This window comes from Paenibacillus sp. JT31N11, from assembly GCF_056269285.1.
Genome location: NZ_JBWDNQ010000007.1, coordinates 126,773 through 152,485, shown reverse-complemented (window position 1 = coordinate 152,485; position 25,713 = coordinate 126,773). Strand labels below are relative to the sequence as shown.

The 25,713-nt window shown below is 53.5% G+C and carries 19 protein-coding genes; 15 read left to right on the top strand and 4 right to left on the bottom strand.

What is annotated here, in order from left to right; all coding sequences use genetic code 11:
* Window positions 1–18 precede the first annotated feature (18 nt).
* The 6 genes from AC0YNV_RS23320 (at window position 19) to AC0YNV_RS23295 (ending at window position 6,655) form a co-directional block, all read left to right on the top strand.
* Window positions 19–1,704, top strand: coding sequence for an extracellular solute-binding protein (locus tag AC0YNV_RS23320; protein WP_475770154.1), 1,686 nt, complete (start codon window positions 19–21; stop codon window positions 1,702–1,704).
* A 26-nt stretch (window positions 1,705–1,730) separates the two neighbouring features.
* Window positions 1,731–3,917: a hypothetical protein gene (locus AC0YNV_RS23315; RefSeq protein ID WP_475770153.1), complete on the top strand. Its 2,187-nt coding sequence runs from the start codon at window positions 1,731–1,733 to the stop codon at window positions 3,915–3,917.
* A gap of 318 nt (window positions 3,918–4,235) precedes the next feature.
* Window positions 4,236–4,694 carry a hypothetical protein gene (locus AC0YNV_RS23310; protein WP_475770152.1) on the top strand — a complete coding sequence of 153 codons (459 nt, stop codon included), beginning with the start codon at window positions 4,236–4,238 and terminating at the stop codon, window positions 4,692–4,694.
* A 42-nt stretch (window positions 4,695–4,736) separates the two neighbouring features.
* Window positions 4,737–5,195 (top strand): hypothetical protein, encoded by a 459-nt coding sequence (locus AC0YNV_RS23305; RefSeq protein ID WP_475770151.1) that lies wholly within the window; start codon window positions 4,737–4,739, stop codon window positions 5,193–5,195.
* Between the two features lie 9 nt (window positions 5,196–5,204).
* Window positions 5,205–5,993: a sensor histidine kinase gene (locus AC0YNV_RS23300; protein WP_475770150.1), complete on the top strand. Its 789-nt coding sequence runs from the start codon at window positions 5,205–5,207 to the stop codon at window positions 5,991–5,993.
* On the top strand, window positions 5,990–6,655 hold the full coding sequence (locus AC0YNV_RS23295; protein WP_475770149.1) for a response regulator: 666 nt from the start codon (window positions 5,990–5,992) through the stop codon (window positions 6,653–6,655). The genes AC0YNV_RS23300 and AC0YNV_RS23295 overlap by 4 nt, the downstream gene beginning before the upstream one ends.
* A gap of 352 nt (window positions 6,656–7,007) precedes the next feature.
* Here AC0YNV_RS23295 and rbsK read toward each other — a convergent pair whose 3' ends face one another.
* Entirely contained in the window at window positions 7,008–7,916 is a 909-nt protein-coding gene (gene rbsK, locus AC0YNV_RS23290) for a ribokinase (RefSeq protein WP_475770148.1), read from the bottom strand.
* A gap of 438 nt (window positions 7,917–8,354) precedes the next feature.
* On the opposite strand from rbsK, the gene AC0YNV_RS23285 reads away from it, so the two are divergent.
* The 7 genes from AC0YNV_RS23285 to AC0YNV_RS23255 all read left to right on the top strand — a co-directional run bounded on the left by AC0YNV_RS23285 (window position 8,355) and on the right by AC0YNV_RS23255 (window position 21,320).
* Window positions 8,355–9,908, top strand: a complete 1,554-nt coding sequence (locus AC0YNV_RS23285) for an extracellular solute-binding protein (protein WP_475770147.1) — start codon at window positions 8,355–8,357, stop codon at window positions 9,906–9,908.
* A gap of 78 nt (window positions 9,909–9,986) precedes the next feature.
* Window positions 9,987–13,280 carry a glycosyl hydrolase gene (locus AC0YNV_RS23280; protein WP_475770146.1) on the top strand — a complete coding sequence of 1,098 codons (3,294 nt, stop codon included), beginning with the start codon at window positions 9,987–9,989 and terminating at the stop codon, window positions 13,278–13,280.
* Between the two features lie 45 nt (window positions 13,281–13,325).
* Window positions 13,326–14,303 (top strand): ABC transporter permease, encoded by a 978-nt coding sequence (locus AC0YNV_RS23275; RefSeq protein WP_475770145.1) that lies wholly within the window; start codon window positions 13,326–13,328, stop codon window positions 14,301–14,303.
* A gap of 44 nt (window positions 14,304–14,347) precedes the next feature.
* Complete coding sequence (locus AC0YNV_RS23270; protein WP_475770144.1) at window positions 14,348–15,214, top strand: carbohydrate ABC transporter permease; 867 nt, start codon at window positions 14,348–14,350, stop codon at window positions 15,212–15,214.
* Between the two features lie 171 nt (window positions 15,215–15,385).
* Window positions 15,386–17,638: an AraC family transcriptional regulator gene (locus AC0YNV_RS23265; RefSeq protein ID WP_475770143.1), complete on the top strand. Its 2,253-nt coding sequence runs from the start codon at window positions 15,386–15,388 to the stop codon at window positions 17,636–17,638.
* A gap of 26 nt (window positions 17,639–17,664) precedes the next feature.
* A complete protein-coding gene (locus AC0YNV_RS23260) occupies window positions 17,665–19,842 on the top strand; it encodes a glycoside hydrolase family 88/105 protein (RefSeq protein WP_475770142.1) in 2,178 nt (725 codons plus the stop codon).
* Window positions 19,843–19,958: 116 nt separating this feature from the next.
* Window positions 19,959–21,320 (top strand): glycoside hydrolase family 28 protein, encoded by a 1,362-nt coding sequence (locus AC0YNV_RS23255; protein ID WP_475770141.1) that lies wholly within the window; start codon window positions 19,959–19,961, stop codon window positions 21,318–21,320.
* 29 nt (window positions 21,321–21,349) lie between these two features.
* On the opposite strand, the gene AC0YNV_RS23250 is transcribed toward AC0YNV_RS23255, so the two are convergent.
* Window positions 21,350–21,988 carry an NADPH-dependent F420 reductase gene (locus AC0YNV_RS23250; RefSeq protein WP_475770140.1) on the bottom strand — a complete coding sequence of 213 codons (639 nt, stop codon included), beginning with the start codon at window positions 21,986–21,988 and terminating at the stop codon, window positions 21,350–21,352.
* A gap of 38 nt (window positions 21,989–22,026) precedes the next feature.
* Here AC0YNV_RS23250 and AC0YNV_RS23245 point away from each other — a divergent pair, with 38 nt between their 5' ends.
* Entirely contained in the window at window positions 22,027–22,446 is a 420-nt protein-coding gene (locus AC0YNV_RS23245; RefSeq protein ID WP_475770139.1) for a winged helix-turn-helix transcriptional regulator, read from the top strand.
* Between the two features lie 159 nt (window positions 22,447–22,605).
* Here the strand turns inward: AC0YNV_RS23245 and AC0YNV_RS23240 are convergent, their stop codons facing one another.
* Complete coding sequence (locus tag AC0YNV_RS23240; protein ID WP_210038797.1) at window positions 22,606–22,812, bottom strand: hypothetical protein; 207 nt, start codon at window positions 22,810–22,812, stop codon at window positions 22,606–22,608.
* Window positions 22,813–23,087: 275 nt separating this feature from the next.
* Here AC0YNV_RS23240 and AC0YNV_RS23235 point away from each other — a divergent pair, with 275 nt between their 5' ends.
* Window positions 23,088–24,860, top strand: a complete 1,773-nt coding sequence (locus AC0YNV_RS23235) for a methyl-accepting chemotaxis protein (RefSeq protein ID WP_475770138.1) — start codon at window positions 23,088–23,090, stop codon at window positions 24,858–24,860.
* A 111-nt stretch (window positions 24,861–24,971) separates the two neighbouring features.
* On the opposite strand, the gene AC0YNV_RS23230 is transcribed toward AC0YNV_RS23235, so the two are convergent.
* Entirely contained in the window at window positions 24,972–25,520 is a 549-nt protein-coding gene (locus AC0YNV_RS23230; protein WP_475770137.1) for a HupE/UreJ family protein, read from the bottom strand.
* Window positions 25,521–25,713 lie beyond the last annotated feature (193 nt).

The window sequence follows — 25,713 nt, the reverse complement described above, 5'->3', positions numbered from 1 at the left end:
TTAATCAGGAGGGTTTGCATGAGAAACAAGAGGTATGGAAGTGCAAAAGCACTGCTGGCCGTAGGCTTGATTGCGGGAATGATCGCCGGCTGCAGCAATTCCGGCGGTAATGGATCGACAAATGGAAATACAAATGCCCCATCAGGCGGGAATAACAGCGGGGGTAGTGAAACGGAGCAAGTAACGGTCTCTATTCTTCATAACTGGAATGGTTCTACGGGTGCCGATACGGACATGACGCCCGTCAGCGAGTACATCAAAGAGAAAACCGGGATTACGGTGAAATGGGAGTATACAAAAGGCAGCGAAGTAGAGAAGGTGAATACGATATTCACCACGCAGGAGCTTCCGGATATTTACACCGGACCGGCTTGGGGCGGGGAGCTTGACGGCATTATCAAGGCGGCCAAGGAAGGCCAGCTGGCCGATTTGACTGATAAGCTGGACAAATATCCGAATCTGTCGAAGGCCGTCGCCAAAGAAAATGTCCCGCCTGCTTTGTATGACAAAGCCATCGGCGGAATCAACGGCAAGAAATATTTGCTTTATCAGAATCAACCCGCCACGGACGAGGATGCGACCGACTGGCTGTACGGCTTTTATGTCCGCAAGGATGTGGCCGACAAGCTTGGGGTGGATCCGCAATCCGTCGTGACGAAGGATGACCTGTACAACTTTCTGAAGAAAATCAAAGACGCCAACCTGCAGGAGAATGGCATGCCTGTCATGCCGCTTGGCGGATTCAGCAACGGCTGGGCCGTCGGGATCGGCAATACGATGTTTTATGGCAGCGATTATCCGGTCAAAGCGGACGGGACCTTCGAGCATGTTTTCTTCACGAAGGCTTATGAGGACTATACGCTGTATTATCGCAGGCTGATTGCCGAAGGGCTGCTCGACCCGGAAACCTTTACCCAGACAGATCCTATCGCCAAAGAAAAAATTACGCAGGGCCGCGTCGCCGTGCTGGCCGCTCACTATCCGGCCATCCTTGACGCATCCAAGGAATATTTGAAAACGCATCCAGGCAGCGAGTATATTCCGCTTGGTCCATTGGAGCGGGCGGGAGCCGAGCCTGACCGGCCTGCTGATCTTGGGATTCAAGGCAACAATGTAACAGTGATCACGAAAAAAGCAAAAAATGTGGATGCCGCTCTGCGCCTGCTCGAGTATCTGGCTTCTGACGAAGGTACGCTGCTCGTTCGTTATGGCGTTCAAGGCGTACATTGGGACATGGTAGACGGCAAGCCGGTGGCGAAGAAAGAATGGTTCGATAAGTTTATGGCAGATACGACAGGCAAATTGAAGAAAAACGAAGGCCTTACCGACGGCTTCGAATCGCTTGGCGGGCAGGACCGCACAATTTCCCTGGGGGCCGGAGATATTTGGGCAGACCAGGACCGGATCGCCACCATGGAGAAGGCGCGCAAGATTCTCCGTCCTAACGGAATCAGCGTCATTTCGGCCTATAATCCGGGGGATGCCGTGAGCAATTCACCGCAGTGGGAAACATTGAAGCCGTCTATGGATCAGATCGGCGATGTCTGGAAAACGGCTATTTTCGCCAAATCCGATGATGCGGCGCTGAAGGTTATTAACGATCTTCGCGGGCAGATGAACAAAACGGGTTATCCGGAAGCGATTCAATTCGCCAATGAACAATTGAAGGGCAAAGAAATTGTGAAGCTGCAAATGCCGAACTAATCGAATCGATCCAAGGAGGGAATGGCATGAGCCGAGGAACGAAAGCAAATCCCGAATGGACCGGATTTCAGGAATCACGTCCTTACGGGCCAAAGTATGATTTGCGCACTGATTTTGTCATGGTGTACGGGATATCAAACGACCTGCCTGAAAGAATCGAAGGCTGGAAGAAGGCGGGCTACACGATCCACCTGATGACGGGCGTTTCGTGGGGGCAGTATCAGGATTATTTGTACGGCCGTTATGACGGGCGCGATCACTGGGACGAGGCGCAGGCCGAGCGTGGAGGAACGCATCTGCTGCATGGCAAGGATGTGCCTTACATGGTGCCCACGATTTCGTTTGCCGAATATCTGGCCAGCCATATCAAGAAGGCCATTGACTGCGGCGTGGAAGCCATCCATATGGAGGAGCCTGAATTTTGGGCGGCCGGCGGCTATTCGGAGGCGTTCAAGCGGGAATGGCTTAATGCTTACGGGGAGGAGTGGATTCCGCCCCATTCCTCGCCCGACGCCCAGTACCGGGCGTCAAAGCTGAAGGCTGCGGTTTATTACCGGGCGTTGGACCGGATTTGCAGCCAGATGAAGGAATATTCGCTTGTCACCTATGGCAGGACCGTACGATTCTATGTGCCGACCCACAGTCTGATCAACTATACGCAGTGGCGGATTGTCAGTCCCGAGGCGCTGCTGGTATCCATGCCTTCCTGCGATGGCTTCATCGCCCAGATCTGGACGGGAACGGCGCGGACGCCGAATGTGTATCAGGGCGTCCGCCGCGAGAGGACCTTCGAGACGGCTTTTCTGGAGTACGGCATTATGCAGGAGTTGACTCGCGGTACGGGGCGGGAGATGTGGTTCCTGCACGATCCCATTGAAGATAATCCCCGCTACAGCTGGAGCGATTACCGGAAGAATTACCGCTCGACTGTTGTCGCTTCGCTGCTGCATCCCGGCGTCAGCCAATATGAAGTATGTCCATGGCCGCGACGGGTATTCGAAGGCAGTTATCCAACCGAGGACGGCACAGGCAAAGAAACCATCCCCGGCAGCTACGCGACGGTCCTGCTGACCGTAATGAGCGTGCTTAGGGATATGCATAATCACGAAGAAGCGGAGGCGGGCGAAGCCTATACCTCCGGGGTCGGGCTGTGTTTGGCCAATTCGGCCATGTATCAGCGCGGGGAGGTGCTGGCTCCCGGCGAGGAAGAGGCAGCAGCGTTCAAATACGACGGCACGACAACCGCCGATCTGCTGTCGCCGCCCCAGCAGGAGCTGCTGGACTGGTCGTCGTTCTATGGGCTCGCCCTGCCGCTTGTCAAGGATGGAATCCCGCTGCGCCCGGTGCAGCTGGACAATATCCTGACCTTCCCCGGCTACCTGGAGGATTACCGGGTGCTGCTGCTCAGCTATGAGTTCATGAAGCCTGAGCATCCCGGCATTCATCAGGCGATTGGGCAGTGGGTCAGAGAAGGCGGCGTGCTGATCTACGTCGGCGATGGCTCGGACCCTTTCCACGGGGTTCAGGAATGGTGGAACAATGCCGCCAGCCGCAAGCGGTATGAGCGTCCGGAGCAGCATTTGTTCGAGTCGATGGGGCTTGGCCTTGATCCGCTGGAGGGTGAGCATTCGGTTGGCAGCGGCGCGGTGCTGGTTCACCGGATTGATCCGGCCAGCCTGTCCAGATCCGGAGAGGGTGCGAAGCAGGTGCAGGCAAGCGTCCGCCGGGCCTTGGCGATTCGCGGTGAAGAGGGGCAGTACAAGGCGAGGGGACATTTGCAGATCAGACGCGGCCCTTATCTGATTGCCCATCGGCTGGACGAGACGAATACCGCTGAGGATATCCGTTTCGAAGGCCGGTATATCGATTTGTTCGAGGCGGAGCTGCCCGTTCTTCAAGGGGTAGCGCTGAAGCAGGGAGAGGACTGCCTCCTCTATGATTTGAGCTGGACGAGGGAAGGGAGCGGCGCTGCGGAAATTCTTATCAGCTCGTCGCAAATCCGGGATGAGCGGCTTGAAGCGAACCGTCTCACCTTCTTCTCCGAATCCCCGTCCGATATGACTGTCAGTACACGGATTCGGATGGCAAATGAGCCGGTGCGTGCAGTGGCTGGCGGGCAGCCGGCCGAGTGGAGCCGGGATGCAGAATCCGGAACCGTGTTGGTCCGTTATCCGGGAAGTCCGGAAGGTGTTGAAGTCACTCTGGAATGGTAGCTCATAATCAGCAATAATGAAATAAAACAAGCCGTATGAGCGAAAACGCTCATACGGCTTGTTTTATGTTCAACGTTCCAGAAGTACGGGTTTGCGTCATGCCTTTTCCCTGCCTCTTGAAAGCTCAGAGGGAAGAGGTTTGTATTAATCATAGGACTGCGAGAAGTGGACAGCCCTGCATGACATCCGTGGTTCATGCATCCGCAGGTGGAGGGGCAGCAGGTTAATATCAATCCGGAGGTGGACTTCATCTATGGCGGGAAAGACTATACTTTGTTCATAGAACCGCCAGATTTTAAAAACGAAAAGAGGAAATTTATGTCGTGCAATGCTGTTTATCTGATTATTATTGTCATCATTATTTTGCGTCTGGGCAGGGAGAGGGAAGTCCAGCCGTCCCGCATGTGGATTACTCCGGTATTGTACGCTTTCGTTATCGCTTCCGGCATGGTCCAGTCTTTTCAGCCAAAAGCTTCGACATTTCTTCTTTATCTGCTGTTCCTGATCATCGGACTGGCGCTCGGAATATGGAGAGGAAGGGTTGAAATTGTCCGTGTAAACCCGGCAACGGGCAAAATAACCTCGCAAAGCACTGCTGCCGGCATCGCGCTTTTCGTCGGTGCCATGGTGCTGCGGCTGCTGGTAGAGTATTGGGGAAAAGGACATGCTTTGGTATTATTGAGTAACGCGCTGCTGTTGATTCCTCTTGGCAGTGTTTGTGCACGGCGATATATCATTTATTCAAGATACAGGCAAATGGTCAGCCAGCACAGATAACAAGCGCCTGACCAGCGGCGGGGAATGAGGGAAGGAAACAAGATGGAAACAGTACAACGGCATTCGTGGTTTCGCAGACAGTCTCCTCAGCGCCTGCGGGTTGTGCTCCTTAGCCTGGTCATTGTCATAGTCGGATTCCAGACGACAGACAGAATATTCTCCATTATTCTGGTCAATATCCTGCTGTGCCTTGCACATATAGCCGTACTCTGGATACCCGACCGGCTGGTCGGAACTGACCGGAGACGCATAGTCATTGTCTTTGTGCTCTGGATCGCGATGGCGGTGCCATGGGGTGTTTTTCATAACGTAAGCATATCCATCTCGCTGCTTTTCTATCTTATCGCCTATATTGCGCTGCGGCTGCCTTCCTCCAAATCCTCTCTGGAGGCTGCCGGGGTTATTGCGGGGGATGCAGCCATCATGCTTTGGACAGGGGAGCCGTATGATTTCATCTGGATGTACTCCATTTTTCATGCGGCGATCTATATCTTTGTATGAGGCGACCGGGTGAGAAGGGAAGCCGAGGACGTCAGCAAACTGCATTTTCGCGAGCTGGGCGAAACGCACGCGAAGCTGGAACGGACGCATCTGGAGCTGCGGAAGGCGCATGAGGAGCTGGAGCAGGCGCATACGCAGCTGGAGGAGGCTGCCGGCCGTTCCCTTCGGTATGCTGTGCTGGAGGAGAGGTCCCGGATCGCGAGGGATATTCACGACAGTATCGGACATGGACTGACCTCCGTCATTGTTCAGCTTCAGGCGATGCCGTATGTGCTCCGGACTAATCCGGAGGAAGCGGATCAGATGGTTGCTACCGTACTGGATGTAGCCAGGCGCTGTTTGACGGAAGTACGCAGCGTTGTCCATCAGATGGCTGCGGATGAGGGGCTGCCGGGACTGGCTGGTTTGAAGAGCCTGATCGCGCAGGTACGCAGTCACAGCAGCTTGCATATCGCGCTGGATGTCTCCGGTCCAACTAGCCGGTGGAAGCCGGATATTTCAGAGCTGCTATACCGTGTGCTGCAGGAAGCGCTGACCAATGTGATCCGTCACTCGGGAGCCACGCGTGTCGATATAGGGATAAGCGAGGGGCCGGGGGAGCTGATCATGACGGTGAAGGACGATGGAGCTTATACCGGGGAACCGCCGCTCGTGCCGGGCTTTGGTCTGTCAGGGATGAAGGCGAGATGCGAGCGGGAAGGAGGCATATTCGATATCCGGGCGAGTATGCCCCACGGTGTGATTGTTGCAGTAAGAGTGCCGATTGAGGGCCATACGGCTGGAGGTGGAGAGGAATGACAGACGAGCTTATCCGGGTCGCCATTGTCGACGATCAGCATCTGGTCAGACATGGCCTGGGCTTTATCATCAACGCGCAGGAAGATATGGAGGTGGCGGGCGAGGCTGCCACTGGACGGGAGGCGGTATTATTGGCGAACCGCACCCGACCCCATGTCCTGCTGATGGATGTGCAGATGCCGGAATATGACGGCATCGCCGCCACCCGCGATATTTTATCGTCGCTGCCGGAGAGCAAAGTGGTCATCCTGACCACCTTCGATCTGGAGGAATATGTTTATGACGGCATACGGGCCGGAGCTGTCGGCTATTTGCTGAAGGATGCCGCTCCCGATGAGCTGGTAGACGCGATTCGGGCCGCCTACCGCGGTGAAGCGATCTTCCGTACGGCGACTGCGGCGAAGGTTATTGCCCGGGCGGTCGGACCGGCCGCAGCTGATACAGTCCAGTCCCAGGCGCAGCTTCTGGAGCCATTCACGGAGCGGGAGCTTGAGGTGCTGCAGCAAATGGCCTACGGCCTGCGCAATGAGGAGATTGCCGGCAGGCTTCATATCGGGGAAAGTACGGTCAAAACCCATGTCCACCGGATTTTGCACAAAATCGGAGTGGATGACCGGACGCAGGCCGTTGTCTTTGCGATACGCAACCGTATTGTACGTTAACCGCTGCAGCCGGACTCCTCTCAACAACGAGGCAAGCAGCTTCAGATGCCAAGCTCCTATCGTATAGATCACATTAGCCGGGCTTCCGGATAATCTGCCAGTTACGAGACGCAAGGTTATAAATGGCTTAAAGAAAGGGTCTTCTACAGCTGCCAGAACAGCTGTGGAAGACCCTTTTGTGTACCTATAGAATGTTTCACGCCTATAACTTTCTATAAGGGTTGAAGGAAGAAACTAACGGAGCCGCCATAAGGAAGGCAACAGCCGTTTTTTCTTGAATTCATTCGCTTTCTTCAACCCCGGCAGCAGTCCGTCTTATTTCCTTCAAGCTATCCGGGACAAAAAGAGTCGTTCACTCGCTCTCCACTTCATCAAGCGACGGCATGCCGTCCTGGGCGCCGAACTTCATGACAGACAAGGAGGCTGCCTTGACGGCGAAATTCAGACTTGGCTCAAGCTCCCGTCCGCTTGCGATGGCGAAGCCGAGCGCGGCATTGAAGGAATCTCCGGCGCCGGTGGTATCGACCGGCTTGACCCTCCGCGCAGGCACGGTAATGATGCCGTCCCCATTGATGCAGGATATGCCGGCTTCGCCTCTGGTGACGATCAGCGTATTGCCATAGCGGTACTGCCATTTGCTCATTTGCCTGAACAGCTCCTCCTCCGAATCGATAGAAGAGCCGCTGTAATGGGCAAATTCGGTCTCGTTTGGCGTGAAGATATCCGCGAGCTGAATCCATTCATCCGGCAGCGGGAGAGCGGGCGCCGGATTCAGCACGATTGTCACGCCGGCTGCAGCGGCAATGCGCATCGCGCGCTCCACCGCAGGCAGCGGAATTTCCAGCTGGACGAGCAGGATATCCGCGCTGCGGATGGCTTCCGCATGCGACTCTACCATCTCGGGATCGCACAACCCGTTGGCGCCGGGGATGATGACAATGCAGTTGTCCTCCTGCGTATGCATAATTGTGGCTGTGCCTGTGGAAGTGTCGTGCTTCACGGCGATTGCCGGCGTGCTGACGCCGAACTGTTCCATCCGGCTAATGATTTGCGCGCCGAACATATCATCGCCCACGGCTCCGATCATCGTAACGGCTGCGCCCAGCCGTGCGCACCCGACAGCCTGATTGGCCCCTTTGCCGCCGGATATATAATGGATTTCCTTGCCGGGTAGAGTCTCCCCGATGACCGGCAACCGGTCCAGAGAAATGACAAGATCCATATTCAAGCTGCCTACAACTACAATGCTTGGTTTTTTCACTCGGTCTGCCCCTTCCATATTGGTCATGTAACTTTTGGCCCTTGCTCTGAAATTAATGATAACGTTTACTTACTATATCATGACCGCTTGGCCGGCGTATATTAGGCCTGATAAGAACCGGCTGCGTTCAGGGGCATTTTTTTGCAGGCTAAGACATTCTTGCGCCTTACGAGTATAAACCCTGCACGGGGAAACTGTTCAAGAAGCAGCCGGTCCAGGCAGAGGGCTTTCCGGGGAATACCGGTATTGCCGTGTTTGCGGTGAATCCCCTGCAGCCCGCTTCAATGTGCAAACAGCAGGAAAAAGTCCTATGCTCCTTGGGCGCTCCGGCAAAAAAAGACCATTGTCGGTGCAAGACCGGCTGTACTAATGTTTTCCTTGTGCATGGACGGCTTGTGTACAGCGCTTACTATTCGATTGATTAAAGGGAGGAACAACATGTTCAGGACTGGAAAGATCAGAAAAGCAGCGATCATGCTGCCGGCAATCGCTTTGGCCTTGTCACTCGCGTTAACGGGCTGCGGCAGTTCAAACAGTAACAGTGAAGGAGAGACTCAGGGGACTGCCCAAAGTGAAAAGCCGCTTGAGGTTAGCATCATGACCATATTGCTCAGCTCCACCCCTACGGCCGACGACAACCCTCTTAAGCTGGCAATTGAGAAAGCTACCAACTCCAAGATGAATATTCAATGGGTATCCGGCAATAATTACGCGGACAAATTGAATGTTACGCTGGCTTCGGGAGATATCCCGAACATCATCCTGATCAATGATCCGTTTACCCCTGTCTTCCGCAATGCGGTCTCCCAGGGAGCCTTCTGGGACGTGACGCCTTATATTAAGGATTATGCCAATCTTAATTCGAAGATATCGGAGACAGCATGGCAGCTGACCAAGATGGAGGATGGAAAAAATTACGGTGTTCCCCGCCCTCGCCCCGAGGAAGCAGACAGCTTCTTTGTTGTCCGAAAGGATTGGCTGGACAGCGTAGGGATGAAAGAACCCACGACGATGGATGAGTTTTATCAGGTTTTGAAAGCCTTTTCAGAAAAGAATCCAAGTAAAACCGGACAAAAGGACATTGTGCCCTTCGCGGCATACTTGAATTCCCCTCTTGACATGGGAGCCTTGAATCAGGTGGAAAACAGCTTTACAGGAGTAAATGGCAAATGGAAATATATAAATGATCAGCTGGTAAATGTAAACTTCCTCCCTGAAATGCGCAAAGCGATTGAATTTGAAACCAAGCTGTATAAAGAAAAGCTGATTCCCGAGGACTTTGCGTCCTTAAAACTATCGCAGGTCGGAGATATGTTTAAAGCCGGAAAAGCCGGGATGATTGTGGAGAAGGCGGGAACCATGACCGAATACTACAATACGCTGAAAAAGGTGGACCCGAGCTTCAAGGAAGCAGACTTTTACCCGCTGACAAGCATCGACGGCTATAATCCCAAAGGCACCGGCTTCTCCGGGATTCTGGCTATTCCGAAATCAGTTCCGGAAGCCAAGATGAAGCAGATTCTGGGGCTTATCGACACATGGATGAACGATGATGTGTTCGCTATCCAGCAGTATGGCTTTGAAGGTCAACATTATAAGGTGGAGAACGGCAAGAAAATCATCGACAAGGAGGCGCTGGACAAGGACGGGGCTTCGAACTTCAACCAGATCGTCTATGTGGCCGACCCGTATGCCAGCTCCACCAAAATCAATTTTCCGGATGAGGTCAATAAGCTCTATACATCGATCCAGGACGAGCGCGCAAAAACCAGCGTAGCGGATATCGCCACTGGCCTGTACTCTCCGACAGCGCAAACCTTCCTTCCTGAATTCGATAAGAAGGTAACGGATCTCAAGACCAAAATCATTCTTGGCAGAGAGCCAATGACCGCCTGGGACGACTTCGTGACGAAGATGAAGGATGACCCGGATATGGTCAAATTGAGCCAGGAACTGACGGACGCGTACAAACAGCGTATCTCCAGCAAATAACCCAAACGGGACAGCCGTCCCGGCAAGCCGGCCGTCCCTCATACTATTCTGATCATAATGAAGCAAGGAGGAATCAATATGTTTGATTTGCAATCGTTCATGGATCCTGCGACAGAGTACAGGGTGCATCCCTTCTGGTTTTGGAACGGAGAAATGGCCGATGATCAGATCCGTCTGCAAATTCGCGAGATGGCGGAGAAAGGACTCGGCGGCTTCTTTATATGCGCCAGGCAAGGCTTGAAAATCCCCTATTTATCGGACACCTGGTTCCGCAAGGTGAAGGTGGCCGTTGAAGCGGCCAAGGAGCACCGCCTGAACGTATGGCTGTATGACGAATATCCGTATCCCAGCGGCATAGCCGGGGGAGAGGTCGTGCTGGAACATCCTGAAGCCAAGCACTACACCCTTGCCCATCGGACGGAGCGCGCTTCGGGCGGGCAGCATCTGGCGCTGGAATTGCCATGGGCCCGTATCCTGTATGCGAAGGCTGTGCCGCTCACCCCTGCAGGGGAGCATATCTGGAATAAAGCCGTTGATGTGCGCGGATCTATCGGAAATTATCAATCGGAACCGATTTTCCAGAAGGCCGGCTTGACCGCTTATAACCAGAAGCGCTTCTTCACCTACCGGACGGTGCAAAAAATGGATTGGACGGTACCGGACGGAGAATGGGAAATCATCATCGTCCAGGAGGAAGAGATCGAGGATTTCAAATACTACGGCACCTTCGTCGATCCTTGCAACAGCGAAGCGATGGCTGCTTTCATCCGTCTGACGCACGATAAGTACGCCGAACATTTGTCCGAGTATTTCGGCGGCACCATCAAGGGAATGTTTACCGATGAAATCGGACTGCTCGGAAGCATCCCCTGGTCGCCCCAATTGGCGGAGTTTTTCCTGGAGCTTAACGGCTACGATATTCGCGAGCACCTGGAGGCGCTGCTGTTTCACGATGCAGAGCAGGCGGCGCGGATTCGCTACGATTATTATCAGGCTGTTCACCTGCTGCTGCTCCAAAGCTATCACAAGCAGGTCCATGACTGGTGTGAAAGCCACGGGCTTAAGTATGTGACGGAGGTTCCTTCCGTCAGAGCCACAACCCAAACATACAGCCACGTTCCCGGAGGAGACACCGCCCATGAGAAGCTCGGACGTTCGCTCGACTGGATATTGGAGCGCAATGCCGTCAATTTCCGAAGCAACGCCAAGATGGTCAGCTCCATCGCGCGCCAGTTCAAGCGGGAACGCAATCTGATCGAATGCTTCCACAGTGTAGGGTGGTCCATGACGCTTCAGGATGCCAAGTGGATGATCGACCGGATGGCTGCGATGGGCACGAATTTTTTCAATTTCCATGCGTTCTTCTACACGCTCGACGGTTTGGCCAAGCATGATGCCCCGCCCTCGCAGTTTCTGCAAAATCCGTATTGGGAGCATTTCCGCCAGTTGGGGGACTATGTGGGAAGGATCAGCTACGTAATGAGCACAGGCGAAGCGGCTATTTCAATTGCCGTTCTGCAGCCGACGACTTCTCTCTGGACGCATATGGGCAATCCGCTGCATGGCTTCGGCTATGGGGGCCGGCAGCCGGAGGAGAAACGGCGTCTGGAGGATTTGAAGCGCTGGTGGGGAGGCATATGCGACGGACTGACCAAGAGCGGCAGAGACTTCGACCATCTGGATGCCGGGCTTCTGGCTCTTGCGGAGCTGGATGGAGGAGAGCTTGTGCTGGGCAGCGCCCGTTATTCGGTGCTGGTTGTTCCGCCGCTCACGAACCTGGAAACAAGCGCATGGAACAAGCTTGAAGCCTTTATTGAAGCGGGCGGAACGGTGCTCAGCTTAGGTCAGCTGCCTTATGAGAATATAAGCGGGACGCCATGGGACGGGGAGAGCATCGGGCGCGCATTCGGCTTGCCTGAGGGGATCCGCGAGCATTTCTGGAGCGGGCTGTCCGGCAATTACGGCTATCAGAACCTGCAGTGGAGCAAAGGCCCTCTGGAGGCGTACCACCTTGCCTGCCCGGCGTCCCTGGACGTAAAATCCGGCGTGGAGCAGCTTGCGGAGCTGTTGAACAAGCTTCAGCCTGCGCCGGTCAAGCTGCTGCCTGCTTGCGGCGATTGGGGGCTGCTGCTGCAGACCCGGCGCCTATCTCCCGACACGGCGCTCGTCTTCATCAGCAATCAGGAGGAGGCGCAGCGGGACGTTGTTTTGCAGGCAGACGGGAGCCTGTGGGGCAAAGCAGCCAGTGGGGATGCTTACGGCGTACAATTCCAGTTCCTGTCGCTCGATGACGGCTCTGTGAAGCCTGCAGCGGGTGAATGCCGCGATGGCCAATGGACCTTGCCGGTCAAGCTGACCGCTTACGATTCTTGTCTGGTTATGCTCCAGCGGGTTCCATCTGTGAATAACGGGCAGGAGAAGGCAAGCGCCGGAGACCAGCCATGGAAGCTGCCGGTGGATGCTTCCGGGGAGTGGCAGATCAGGCCGCTGCAGGATAACGCGGTACGGCTCGACACCTTCCGCTTGAGCGTGCATAGCGGTGGGCCGGCTGCGGCTGCTCCTCTGATTGAAGCGGACAATGTGCCGGTGAAAACCTTTATTGATCAATGTGCGGATCTGACTGCCTCCAAGCCTTTGCCTGTGAATATGGGGCAATTATTCGGAACACCGCAGCGAATTGCGATGGCTTATCCGCTGGCTGGCCGCTACAGCGTGGAGGTCGAGATACTGGAAGTGCCGGATGCCGTTCGAATCGTCATGGATCAAGGGGCGGTCTCGGGGGAATGGACGATCAGAGTAAACGATAATATTTTGAATGCATCGTGCTTGGAGAGCGTCTTCCTGTACGATCACATGAATACAGGCTGCGACATTACAGCCTATCTGCAGGCAGGCATGAATTCGATCAGCGTCGAGGTCGAGCTCGGACATGACTGGGACGGTCTGGTCGATGCCATCTATCTGACAGGGAGCTTCGATGCCGGCTTTAACGGCAGCCGGGTTGTGCTCGGTCCTCCGGTTGAACGGTTGTCGGCGCTTAAGGCAGGCCCATATCCGGGCCATCCGTTCTTTGCAGGCGTAATGTCGTTTCAGCGGACGGTCAACCTCCCGTCCGATGCCGGCCCCAGCCCGTTTGAGCTTACGTTCAACAATTTTGATCCTCAATTCCACGAGACTGCCGAGGTGCTGGTCAACGGGCATTCGCTGGGCGTATGCACATGGATGCCGTACCGGTGGAGCGGAGAAGCCGGGCTGCTGCACGAAGGGGAGAACCGCATAGAGGTTCGTGTTACCACGACGCTGATCGGACTGCTGGAAGGGAAGTATTTCGATTATGCCGATCATAGCTTGAAACCGGTGCAGACCCTGTAATGGCTGGAGGCTGCCCGATTAATCATCCGAGAAAGGAGAAATGTCATGACAACTTTAAGCCAGCGGCAATCTCCGCCGCAGGGCGCATCAAGCTTCCCTTTATCGCGGCAATCCCGTTTAAGAAAACTGTGGAAAGACCTGCAGCGTGATAAATATCTGTACCTGCTGGCCTTGCCGGGTCTTCTTTTCTTTCTGATATTCAAGTATTTCCCATTGGGCGGAATCGTGATTGCCTTTCAGAATTACTCCCCGTTTGCGGGAATAACAGGGAGCGAGTGGGCCGGGTTGGAGCATTTCAGACGATTTTTCTCCAATCCCGAATTTATGCTCCTTTTCCGGAACACGATGGCGATTAATCTGATGAGCCTGATCTTTTTCTTCCCTCTGCCGATCATCCTTTCACTCATGCTCAATGAAGTGAAGAACATGGTCTACAAGCGGGTTGTTCAATCCGTCGTCTATATGCCCCACTTTCTGTCATGGGTGATTATCTCCGGCCTCACCTTCCTGCTGTTTGCCACAGGCGAAGGTCTGGTCAACAAGGTTCTGGAGGCGATTGGAGGGGCCAGGATCGACTTTCTGACCAATGCCGACCTGTTCTGGATTATGCTGACGCTCCAATCGATCTGGAAAGAATGCGGCTGGGGTACAATCCTCTTTCTGGCGGCCATGGCAAGCATTGATCCCGGGGTGTATGAAGCGGCCCGCATGGACGGTGCCAGCAGAATCAGACAGATGTGGCATGTTACGCTGCCGGCGATCCGCAGTGTAATCGTTGTCCTGCTGATCCTAAGACTTGGCCATATGATGGACGTCGGCTTCGAGCAGGTGTTTCTCATGTACAATGGCGCGGTATCGGAAGTGGCGGAGGTATTTGACACTTACGTGTACAGGGTCGGAATCCAGCAGGGACAGTTCAGTTACAGTACTGCGGCAGGCTTGTTCAAGTCGGTTGTTGGATTAACGCTGGTCCTGGCAGCCAACTGGCTGTCCAAGAAAATGGGTGAGGATGGCGTATATTGACAAGACTCCATGAAAGCACCCGAAGCCTTACAAGGAGGGGTACAATGAGAACCGGTCTGGGAGATCGCATGTTTAGCGTAATGAATGTCGCATTGCTCGGCTTGATTGCCGTTGTGTCAGCCTTTCCTCTGTACTATGTGTTTGTCGTTTCTTTTACCGATCCCACGGAATACGTAACCAAAAACTTTGTCCTGTTCCCGACAAAATGGTCGCTTGAATCCTACAAATTCCTGTTTTCCACAGGTGCCTTTACACATTCCATCGGCGTCAGCGCGTATGTCACGGTGGTGGGAACAGCCTGCAGCCTGGTGGTGACTGCAGCATTTGCCTATACGCTGTCGCGCAAAAGATTGCGCGGAAGGCAGATTATTTTGCTGCTAATTCTGCTTACGGTTCTGTTCAGCCCGGGCATTATTCCTAACTATCTGATTGTTCGTGAATTGAATCTGATTGACAGTCTCTGGTCGCTGATTCTGCCGGCACTGGCCAGCGGATGGAACGTGATCCTGATGAAAAATTTTTTCGACAATATTCCAGCCGAGCTGGAGGAGTCGGCGGCCATGGACGGCTGCAACGATCTGTCGATCTTCATCCGTATTATCCTGCCGCTGTCGCTTCCTTCGCTGGCCGCCTTCGGGTTGTTCTACGCGGTAGGGTACTGGAACCAGTTCTTCAATGCCTTGATTTACATTAACGACGCCTCCAAATGGCCGATGCAGGTTATGCTGCAGAATATTCTGCTTAACGCCAACAACAGCGAGCTGAGCACGGACGCAACGGCGATTGCCCCGCCAACGGAAACGCTCAAAATGGCGGCCGTCATCGTTGCCACAGTTCCGATTCTTCTTGTTTATCCGTTTCTGCAGAAGCACTTTGCCAAAGGTGCGATGGTAGGCTCGGTTAAAGGATAAGCCAGGGGCCGGGTCGGTCGGCTATAAAGGATTCCATCTTTGTACTGTCGAAATGGGTCATATAAAAACGAAATTTTGGAAGGTGAACTCTCCTTGACAGGATTCTGGAAGCCACGACTCGGTAAAGCTAGTAAATTTAAATCGAAAAGCCGCTTTTATCGCAGAAACCTGGTGCTGATTTTGCTTGTTGCCAGCTTCCCCGGCTTGATTATCGGCTTCTGCACCTACTGGATTGCGACTGATAAATTGGAGGGAGAGCTGCAGCGTCTGCATATCGATCAGATTGATCAAGGGGCCGCGGTCATTGACGATCAGCTGAATTATCTGGAGCTTACGATGTCGCATTGGGCGTTTGACCCCAAATTTGAAGACGAGAAATTGAAAACGCTTAACATCGGCTATGATTTCGAGCAGGTGAAGGATTTGTATCGAACCCTGCTCCTGATGGAGGGAACCCATCCTTTTCTGCAGAAGGTGCAGCTGTTTCTCAATGAACCGCGGCCGGTTCTCTTCTCGACGGAAAGGTTTACTTATATTGACCAGCCTGGGGACGCCGAGATCTACAGCACGTTGTTGAACCAGAAAAAGTCGGCTTTCTGGACGAATCAATATGGTACTGAGGATACCATTGCTCTTGTCAACAAAATACCCGGAGGCAGCCTCAAGCCGTTCGGCATGATCATTGCAACAATCAACACAAGCAAGCTGATTCAGTCTCTGAAGACGCTGACTCCAACCCATGAGGGAGTGACGCTGTTGTTGAATAAGAACGGGGGACTGGAGTTGTCGACGAGCGGGAAGCCGTTCTCAAGGCTGGAAGAGGCGCTGAAGCAGGAATATGTAGCGCACAGTTCCAGTTCGGAATCTTTTCTGTTTCCGTACAAGGATAAGAGCTATTCCGTTTCCTACGGCCAGTTCAATCGTCTCGGCGCAACCTGGGTGTACATCTCGGCGACGCCGCTCAGCTCTATTGTCGCCCCTGTCGTGATGGTATCCAAATGGATCCTGTACATCAGCTTGACTGGTCTGACTATTGCTCTTCTGATGTCGTCGTTTGTTTTGCGGCGCATTTATTCACCGGTGGAACGGCTTGTGGCCTTGTTGACCGGAGGCAGGGGCTCCGAGTACAGCGATGAGTTCGATATGTTCGAGGTGGAATGGAAGCATCTGGCCAGTGAGCGGGAGCTGCTTCACTCGAAGCTGAAGGAACAGCTTCCGGTTCTGCGCGAAGGGTTCTTCCTGCAGCTGGCACAGGGCTATTTGTTTGCTCTGGGCGAAAACGAGATAAAGGGGCGAATCCGGCATTATGGCTGGGAAAATGATAATGTGCAGTATGTAGCGCTCATGTTCCGTTTGACCGGGTTCTCCGGTCTTGAGGGGCGATTCTCGCTTGGCGATGAGGATCTGGTTACCTACGCGACGGCCAACATCGTCGACGAGCTGGCAAGAAAGCAGTATGAGCAGGCGGAAGTGATCAATTTCCACAACTTCTCTATCGGCTTGCTGCTGGCACTGCCGAGCGACCAGCCTGTCAAGTGGTTGAATGCCGATCTGGATCTCTTCTGCCGGGAACTGATGCGAACCATTAATCATATTATCAGGATGCAGGTGACGGTCGCGATCAGCAAATCAGTATACAGCGTCAAGCAGATTCCGCATATTTTTGAGGAAGTCAGACAGGCAATGGCATACCGCGAGCTGATCGACGACGACAACCAGATACTATGGACCGAGGAGCTGGCGAAATCAAGCCTGCTCATGGAGAGCAGTTATCCGTTCTCCCTCGACAAAGAGATCATTAACGCCATCCGCAGCGGTCTGGAGGAGACTGCTGGCGAGTTGATCAGCCAGTTCATGGACGATTTGTCGGCCAACGGCTCGACTGAATTTTATATTCAACAGGGCATGCTGCAGCTGCTCGGCAGTATCCGTTATGCTGCGCTGCAATCCGGCATGAACCCCGTTCGACTATTCGGGAGTGTCAATCTCTTCGATGAACTGGCCGGGATCAAGGAGCGGGACGAAATGCAGAAATGGTTCCGGCATAAGGTGGTCAAGGTGCTGGTTCAGGAGATGATCAGCAGGCAGGATTACCACTTGAAGCATATTATTGAGAAGGTCATTCTTTTTTTGAACGAACAATATATGACCGGACTATCGCTTGAATCATGCGCTGACAGGTTTGAAACGAGTCCTTATACGCTCAGCCGGGCGTTCAAGCAGATAGCAGGCATCAACTTCATCGATTACCTGACCGATATTCGAATACGGAACGCCAAGCTGCTCCTTCTGGACCCCGACCTGAAAATTAACGAGGTCGCAGAGAAGGTTGGCTATCAGCACAGCTACTTCAACCGCATTTTCAAAAAATATGAGGGCATTACACCCAGCAGCTACCGCGAGCTGAACCGGCAAGGAAAATGACAGCTAACCAGGAGGTTCTTTAAGCCATGAATAAAGCGTATATGAATGAGCATGACAGCATATTTACGGCGTGTGGCGGAAGCGTGGGCGAGGCATTAACAACGGTAACGAATCGCTACATCGGCAATCATCCGCAGCATCCGATGACCAGCCGGGCCTTCAATGCCGACGGGATACTGAAAAAGCACGATTACAGCTATGATTTCAATCTGACGGAGCGCTTTCCCGATATGCAAAACGGCCAGTACATCTATGCCTGGTCCAAATTCTGGAGCGAGCAGGACGCGCCCATGACCTTTATTTTGCATTGCTATGGACCCCTTCAATTTTTTGCAAACGGGGCTTCCGTATATAAAGCGAATCTGGCCGATGAATTGAATGCCAAGCGGAGAATACCCGTAACCGTACCTTTGGACAAGGGCTGGAACCATTTTGTCATCCTGTTTACGAAGACTGAGGCTGGCTGCGGGGGCTCCTTCGGACCCGGCTCATACAAGAGCAATCCGACCTATGTGCTGGCCCCGTCACCAGAGAGAAACGGGCACGAGGGCTGGATATACAGCGGTCCGCAGGACAAACGCCGGGAGCTGCCCGGCCCGCAAACCAAAGAGGGTGACAGCGGAATCGTCTGGTATCCACGCCTGCAGTGGGGTGAGCGGGATCTCTTGCATCCCATGGCACGCATATTTGGAGATTTGAACAACCGTTATGCCGTAGCCTGGACGAAATTAAACTGCACGCTGGACGGCGCATCCTCTATTGTACTAAAGGGCCGGGCAGCGGGAATCGCAGATATATTCATCGACGGGAACAAAATAGCCGAACAGACGACGGGGGATTTTTCCATACCGCTCGATCTCTCATACGGCCGGCACGATCTGCATATTCGCTGCGCCGGCACCGTGGAGAATTGGGGATTCCGGCTGGATGAGCTGCCTGCAGGAGTCCGGCTGGCGCCGCCTTATCCTGTGGAGGGCGGAGCGGACGAGTGGTTATATGCCGGCCCGCTCGAAGCGGATGAGCCGCTGCCGCCAACCGGGACGGCTTATGCGCTGATCGATACGAAAGCGGGCGGCACCTTCTGGCGTCTGGATCAGCCCAATACCTGGGTGCGCCTCTTCGCGGATAACGCACTGTACGGCAGATGGAATTATCCGCTTGGCGTTACGCTGTACGGTTTGCTGCAAACCGGCAGGCTGCTCGATCGCGGGGATGTAACGGCCTATGTGCGAAGCCATATTGAAACCTGCACGCGGCTGTACCGCTATGCCATATGGGACAAGCAGCAGTTCGGGGCGTCGGGTGTGCTTAATACGCTCGCTACACTTGACAGTCTGGACGACTGCGGCTCCTTCGGGGCTACCATGCTGCTGGCGCTTCAGGAACAGGGCATGAACGGAGCTGACGAGATCGCAGAGTTGATCGCGGATTACATCTCTGGCGAACAATACCGGCTTCCGACGGGGGCCTTGTACCGCAAGCCGCGAATCGCCGATTTTACCCATGAAACGGTCTGGTGCGACGATCTGTATATGAGCGTGCCTTTCCTTTGCCGTTATTATCAGCGCACCGGCGACATCCGCTATATTGAAGACGCGGTCAACCAGTTCCTTCAGTTCAGGAAGCTGATGTATATTCCGCATCTGCAGGTCATGTCCCATGTGTATGACCTCACTTTGAACAAGCCCACCGTGGTGGCATGGGGGCGGGGGAATGGCTGGGTGCTGTTCTCGCTCTCCGAGCTGCTGGCGGCTCTGCCGGAAGATCATGAACAGCGCCGGGAGCTGCTTCGCTACTTTAATGAGCTGTGTGAAGGGTATTTGCGGCTGCAGGGGGTGAACGGCCTGTGGCACCAGGTGCTGACCGACGCGGAATCGTATCAGGAGACTTCCTGCACCTCCATGTTTATATATGCCTTTGCGCGCGGCATTCGCTTCGGCTGGTTAACCGGCAAGCAGCGGTATGTCGAGGCGGTCCTGAAGGGCTGGAAGGGAATGACGCAGATCTCCATCGACAAAACAGGCAATGTATACGGCGTATGCAGGGGCTCCGGGTATTCATTCAATGGAGATTACTACAAGGATGACCTGCCTTGGCTGCTTAACGATACGCACGGTATTGGAATCGTGCTGCTTGCCGGGATCGAGGTTCTGCAAATGGAGCAGCTGCTTGCCGGGATGCATGCGGCTCCCCTTGGAAGCTAGTGGCTGTGACTGACCAGGAGGTTAACCCGCGGAAACTCTTGTGAACCCCTTCATGCGGATGCTTTGGCTGAAGCTTTAAAAAAATGAACTGCTTTGCGGAGACGGGCGGGAAAGAAATGAGACGAAACGAAGTTTTCTTGGTGAATGATTATGGCGCGGCTGCGGACGGAGACACGCTGGCCACCGCTTCAATTCAGGAGGCTATCGACGCTGCATGGGGCGCAGGCGGAGGCCGGATTGAATTTGCTCCGGGCTCCTATTTGACGGGGGCTCTGTTTCTTAAGTCCAATGTGCAGCTGCATTTGGCTGAAGGTGTAGAGCTGCGCGGTGCCGCAGGCGAGGAGGACTACCCTGAGCTATGGTCGCGTGTTGCCGGCATCGAGATGAACTGGTACAGCGCATTGATCAACATTTGCGGTCAGGAGAACGCAAGCATAACCGGCAAGGGGACCATTGATGGACAAGGCAGCTGCTGGTGGGATAAATATTGGAGCATGCGCAAGGTATATACGGAGCAGGGGCTGCGCTGGGCCGTCGATTACGACTGCAAAAGACCGCGGAACATTCTGGTTATCGATTCGTCCCGGATCGAACTGAAGGATTTTACCTCTCTCCGCTCAGGCTTCTGGAACGTGCATATCTGCTACTCCGAGCACGTAACGGTGTCGGGGCTGACGATCCGCGACAATGAGGGCCCAAGCACCGACGGGATCGATATTGATTCATCCTCCCATGTTCTGGTGGAGAACTGCTTCATCGATTGCAACGATGATAATCTCTGTATTAAAGCCGGGCGCGACGCCGATGGACTGAGGGTCAACCGGCCCGCCGAGGATATCGTTATCCGCAATTGCATAACGGGAGCGGGAGCCGGCATCACCCTTGGCAGCGAGACCTCCGGGGGCATTCGCAATGTAGAGATATACAACATCAAATCTGTCGGGACGAGCAACGGCCTGCGGTTTAAATCGGCGCGGAACCGCGGAGGCCTGATTGAGAATATCCGGGTCCATGACCTGGAGATGAGCGATGTGCGTAATCCGTTCAGCTTCCTGCTGAATTGGAACCCCAGCTACAGCTATGCTCAAATTCCGGAAACCTGGAAGGGCGGGGTCCCTGTTCATTGGCAGGTTCTCGCAGAGCCCGTGCTGCCTGAGCAGCGGGGAATACCGGAGTTCCGCAATGTGGAGATCGCCAATGTCACGGTCAGGAATAATCTGCTCCCCGGTTCGGGCAGACCCGTATCCTATGCCTTCGAGGTGGAGGCGTATCCAGAAAAGCCGATCAGCGGCATCCGCTTGAGCAATATCTTGATAGAAAGCCATGCAGCCGGCACTATCGCGCACGCGAAGGACTGGACAATGAACAATGTAGTCATTCGCACATTGGATGGCGTCAATGTCCGCTTGAACCATTGTGATGGCGTTGACCTGCCGGAAGTGGAGCGCTTTGTTTTCAAAACCTTGGAAGACTCTTAGACTGGAAATCCTGGTCTGATCCGCGATTATTAATCTCTCAGAAGCGCAAATGCCGCGCCAGGCGACTGAAGCCGGATTTCGCTTATGACGCAAGCAAGCATGATGGATTCCTGCAGGCGGCTTTGCCGGATATCGCCCAGGTCGACAACGTCCTTCCACCCCAGATCGTTCAGGAGGGACGCGGCCTGGTTTTTGGCATGTTGTTCATTGCCGGACATAAACATGACGGGTACGCCCTCCCGGTATGCCGGCCGCACCATTCTTTTGTCGCTGACCGTATTGAGTGTTTTAACGACGCGGCTCTCCGGCAGCATCTGCTGCATGATTTCACCCGCTGACGTATTGTCGTACAGCAGCCGTGGACCGCTGCTGAACTCAACCGCGTTGCTTACATCAATAACCGTTTTGTTCTTCATGTATGAATGATCAATGTTATCAAGCACATCGGCCGCGCAAGACCAGGGAAGCGCCACGACGATGATTTCACCGAACCGGGCCGCTTCGTTAAAGGAAACGACGTCCCCTTGTCCGCCTGCTGCTTGCTTCCATGCCCCGTGCTTCGCAAGCTGCGGGTCGCGGCTGCTGATTGCCGCATGATGGCCGGCCCGTATCAGGCCATGGCCTATAACTGCCCCTACGCTGCCTGCCCCGATGATTCCGATATTCACAAACATCCTCTCCTCTCTAGATGAGATTATAAGAGCTTATGATGGGGCGGACAATAAGGCACTTTTTGGTTTCCAATATCCGCGAAACTGATATCGGGTATAATGGTTTTAAAAAACGAGGTGATTCGATGCCTGTTAAGCCTAACGAATGTCCGGTCGAGCTTGTATTTTCCCTCTTAAGCGGGAAGTGGAAAATCCCCATATATAGACACTTATATAAGAATGGCCCTGTGCGATATGCCGAACTGCGCCGGCATCTGCCATCCATTTCAAAAAAAATGCTGACGGAGCAGCTCCGGGAGCTTGAGGCTGACGGCATAATTGACAGGGAAATTTATAGCGGAATGCTGCCGAAGGTAGAATATTCATTGACTCCGCGTGGACGGTCGATGATATCCTTTCTTGACATGATGAGCGAGTGGGGAGTTAAGCACTTTTCTTCGGGGCATTCACAATGACAGAGGGTAGCGGGAGAAAAAGAGAGCCTATCCAGAGCTTCCGCTTTAACAGTCCGATATAAATGGTACGGAGTTAGACCAATAAGATTGAGGTATCATTTCGCCAGAGGAAGCCTGTTTCAAGGCTTCCTCCGGGAAGCGGCGCATTCGTCTCTATAGTTAATGAGCGGCAGTAGACTGCTGACCGCTATTCCATTCCTTGATCTCCAGTTTGCTTTTGTGGCCCCATTTCTTGCCCAGCTTTTTCAGGAAGCTGCTGTTCTTCCGCTCCTCCTGCATCATTCGCAGGCCTCTCATCAGCATTAGGTGTCTGCGATCGTCATCGTGACTCAGCTTCCGCATTTCTTCGAAATATTCGCCATTCATGCTGTTTCGCACTCCTTCTAGGTGGTTTCTTCAAAAGGTAAATCTTTAGTCCTGGTTACTAATACCTATTATATCGGACGCCACTGAACAAATTCTGAAATAATCCGGGTTTTTATGACATTTTATGGTGTAAATATGAAGGAATTGTGACAAAATGCATCAGGCTATTTTGCATTTACATATATACATATGGGCACTGGAAGCCGATATAAGCAGCATGGTCGTTTTATCGCAGCAGGCAGCAGGAATGATATTGTACAATCCGAAGGGACTGGATGAAGATTATGAAGGGGTTTGTGTGGTTTAGAAAACGCTTAACATTACGGATTGCAGCGGTGGTCATGGCGGTCTTTCTCCTGTTATCGTCATGTTATATCTGGCTGCAAATCAGCAATACGAAAACAGCGGCCAAGGAGGCGATTACGAGCTATGGCACGCGTATGGCCGGCAGCTATTCCAGCCATCTCGATACGCAAAGACTGGAGCAATTTTTAGCCGATCCGCAGGAAAACGAATTGTACTGGACGATCCGGCAGGGGCTTGACCGGTTCCGTACGCAAATCGGTGCTCTGTATGTGTATATTGTCCAAATAGACGCAAGCCAGCGTCCGCTGATTATGATCGACGGCCAGCCGAAGGATTCGGACTCCGCATCTCCGATCAATGAAGTGACGGATATCCCCGCGGATGCGGTCAAGTCGCTGCTGGCTGGCAGCCCGGCGAATTCGCCGGTAATCGATAATCCGCAGTACGGCAAATATATCTCCTCGTACGCACCGATCAAACGTCCTGACGGAACGGTCATCGGCGTGCTTGGAATCGATACGGAAGCCGCGGTTATTGAAAGCATCGCAAGCGGCGCCATACGCGAAAGCCTTCCCTTTTATCTGCTCATCATCTTGATGACCTTGCTGGGACTCGCGCTTATTGTATGGGTGCTCTTCCGCGCATTCCGTCCGCTTAAATGGATTGTATCCGGAGCGGAGAATATAGCGGCTGGCGAATTTGCCAAAGCAAACCGGCAGATGCTTGAGCATCCTGTCCGGTCGGAGGATGAGGTAGGCGCCATGTACAGGGCAATCGTCAACATGTCAACCAGCTTGAACACGATCGTCGGCGGTATGGTATCGAACATTGCCCAGACATCTGCGCAGGTCGCCCAATCCTCGGACCGGTTTGCGGCGGAAGCCCAGCATTTGCTTGAAATGAATACCCGTGTCAGCGAAGCTTCGGGCCTGGTGGCCGAGGGCGCGAGCGCCCAGCGCATCAGCTCGGAAGAAAGCGCGGGCTCGATGGGGGAGATTGCGGCTATTATCCAGCGAATCTCCGAAGCGGCATCTGCGGTATCGGACGCATCCGTGCAGGCTCTCGAAAGCGCGGAATCCGGCAGGCATTCCGTCGGACGAATGAACAAGCAGATCCGCACGATTTCTGCGGCTACGGAGGAAGCTGCCTTGCGGGTGGCGACTCTGCGCAATTATTCGGTCGAGATCGAAGGAGCGTTGGCGGCCATTTCCCAAATTGCCAACCAGACGAAGCTGCTTGCGCTCAATGCATCTATTGAGGCGGCGCGGGCCGGCGAGCACGGTGCCGGATTCGCGGTTGTTGCAGGGGAAGTAAGAAAGCTGGCGGAAGAGGCTTTCGTCTCCACGGAGCTGATAGCTTCATTGCTGCAAAATGTTCAAAGCGAATCGCTTCGCATCAGCGAGGCGATGGAGAATGGCGCAAGAGAAGTGCATACGGGGGAAGCGCTATCCGTGGAGGCGGACGAGTCGTTTACGCATGTGGTGGAAATGTTCCGGTTAGTGAGCGGACAAATTCAAGAAATTTCCGCCGGAACCGAGCAAATGACAGCCGGCTCCGAAGAGGTTCTGGCATCCAGCGTCACGATCGCCGAAATCGCCAAAGCCTCCTCCGACCAGACGCTTCAGATCCGGGAGCTGACGGATCAGCAGCTGCGCATCGTTCGGCAGTTTGCCGATTCCGCCGCAGAGCTGAGCGGGACGACGCATCATTTGCTTGCGGCCGTCAAGCAGGTAAAGGTGTAATTCGGACAAATAAAACGAGCCTTGGAAACAATCCGGAGGCTCGTTTTATTTGTCTATTTTTCAGTTCAGAAACAGCGGGCTTCAGGTGCTTGCTTCCCCCAATTAAGGAGTTTAGAAGAATACGCGCTGGGACAACCAGATTCCACCCAAAACGAAGGCCAATGCGGAACCTGCGATAACGGCATTTCTGGAAAACTTCCATTTGTGCATCATCATGAGCAGAGGGAGGGCGACGCCGACCAACGTGATCTGAACAACCTCGATTCCGAGATTGAAGCTGAGCAAATCCACAGCCAGCTGGCTTTTGGGAAGATTCATTCCTTTAAGAATGTCAGCAAAGCCCATTCCATGGATTAAGCCGAAGAAGAACGTCAGCACCCAACGGTGACTGACCTGTTTGCGAATAATATTATCGATGGCGACAAAACAGATGCTCAAAGCGATGGCAGGCTCGACAATCCGGGGAGATATATCAATAATTCCCAATACAGTCAATGATAACGTGATGCTGTGAGCGATCGTAAAAGCGGTGATCATGCCCGTATACTGTTTGAACGTCTGCCTCGCAACAATGAGAGAAAACAAAAATAATAGATGATCGTACCCGGATAAAATATGGTTCATGCCAAGTGTAAAGAAAGAATACCAACCTGAGTTCACTTATGTTCCTCCTCGAATGATACCAAGTTCATTTGCCGTTTCTGGATGAAAGAAGACTGCTTTATGCAGTATACCGTAAGAGAATTGGGAGAATATATCGATTTATGTCATCAAATTATTAAAAAATTATGTAGAACATGACCGGATTTTAAGTTTAATAACTCGAATAAATTTGTAATTGATGTGGAATGTC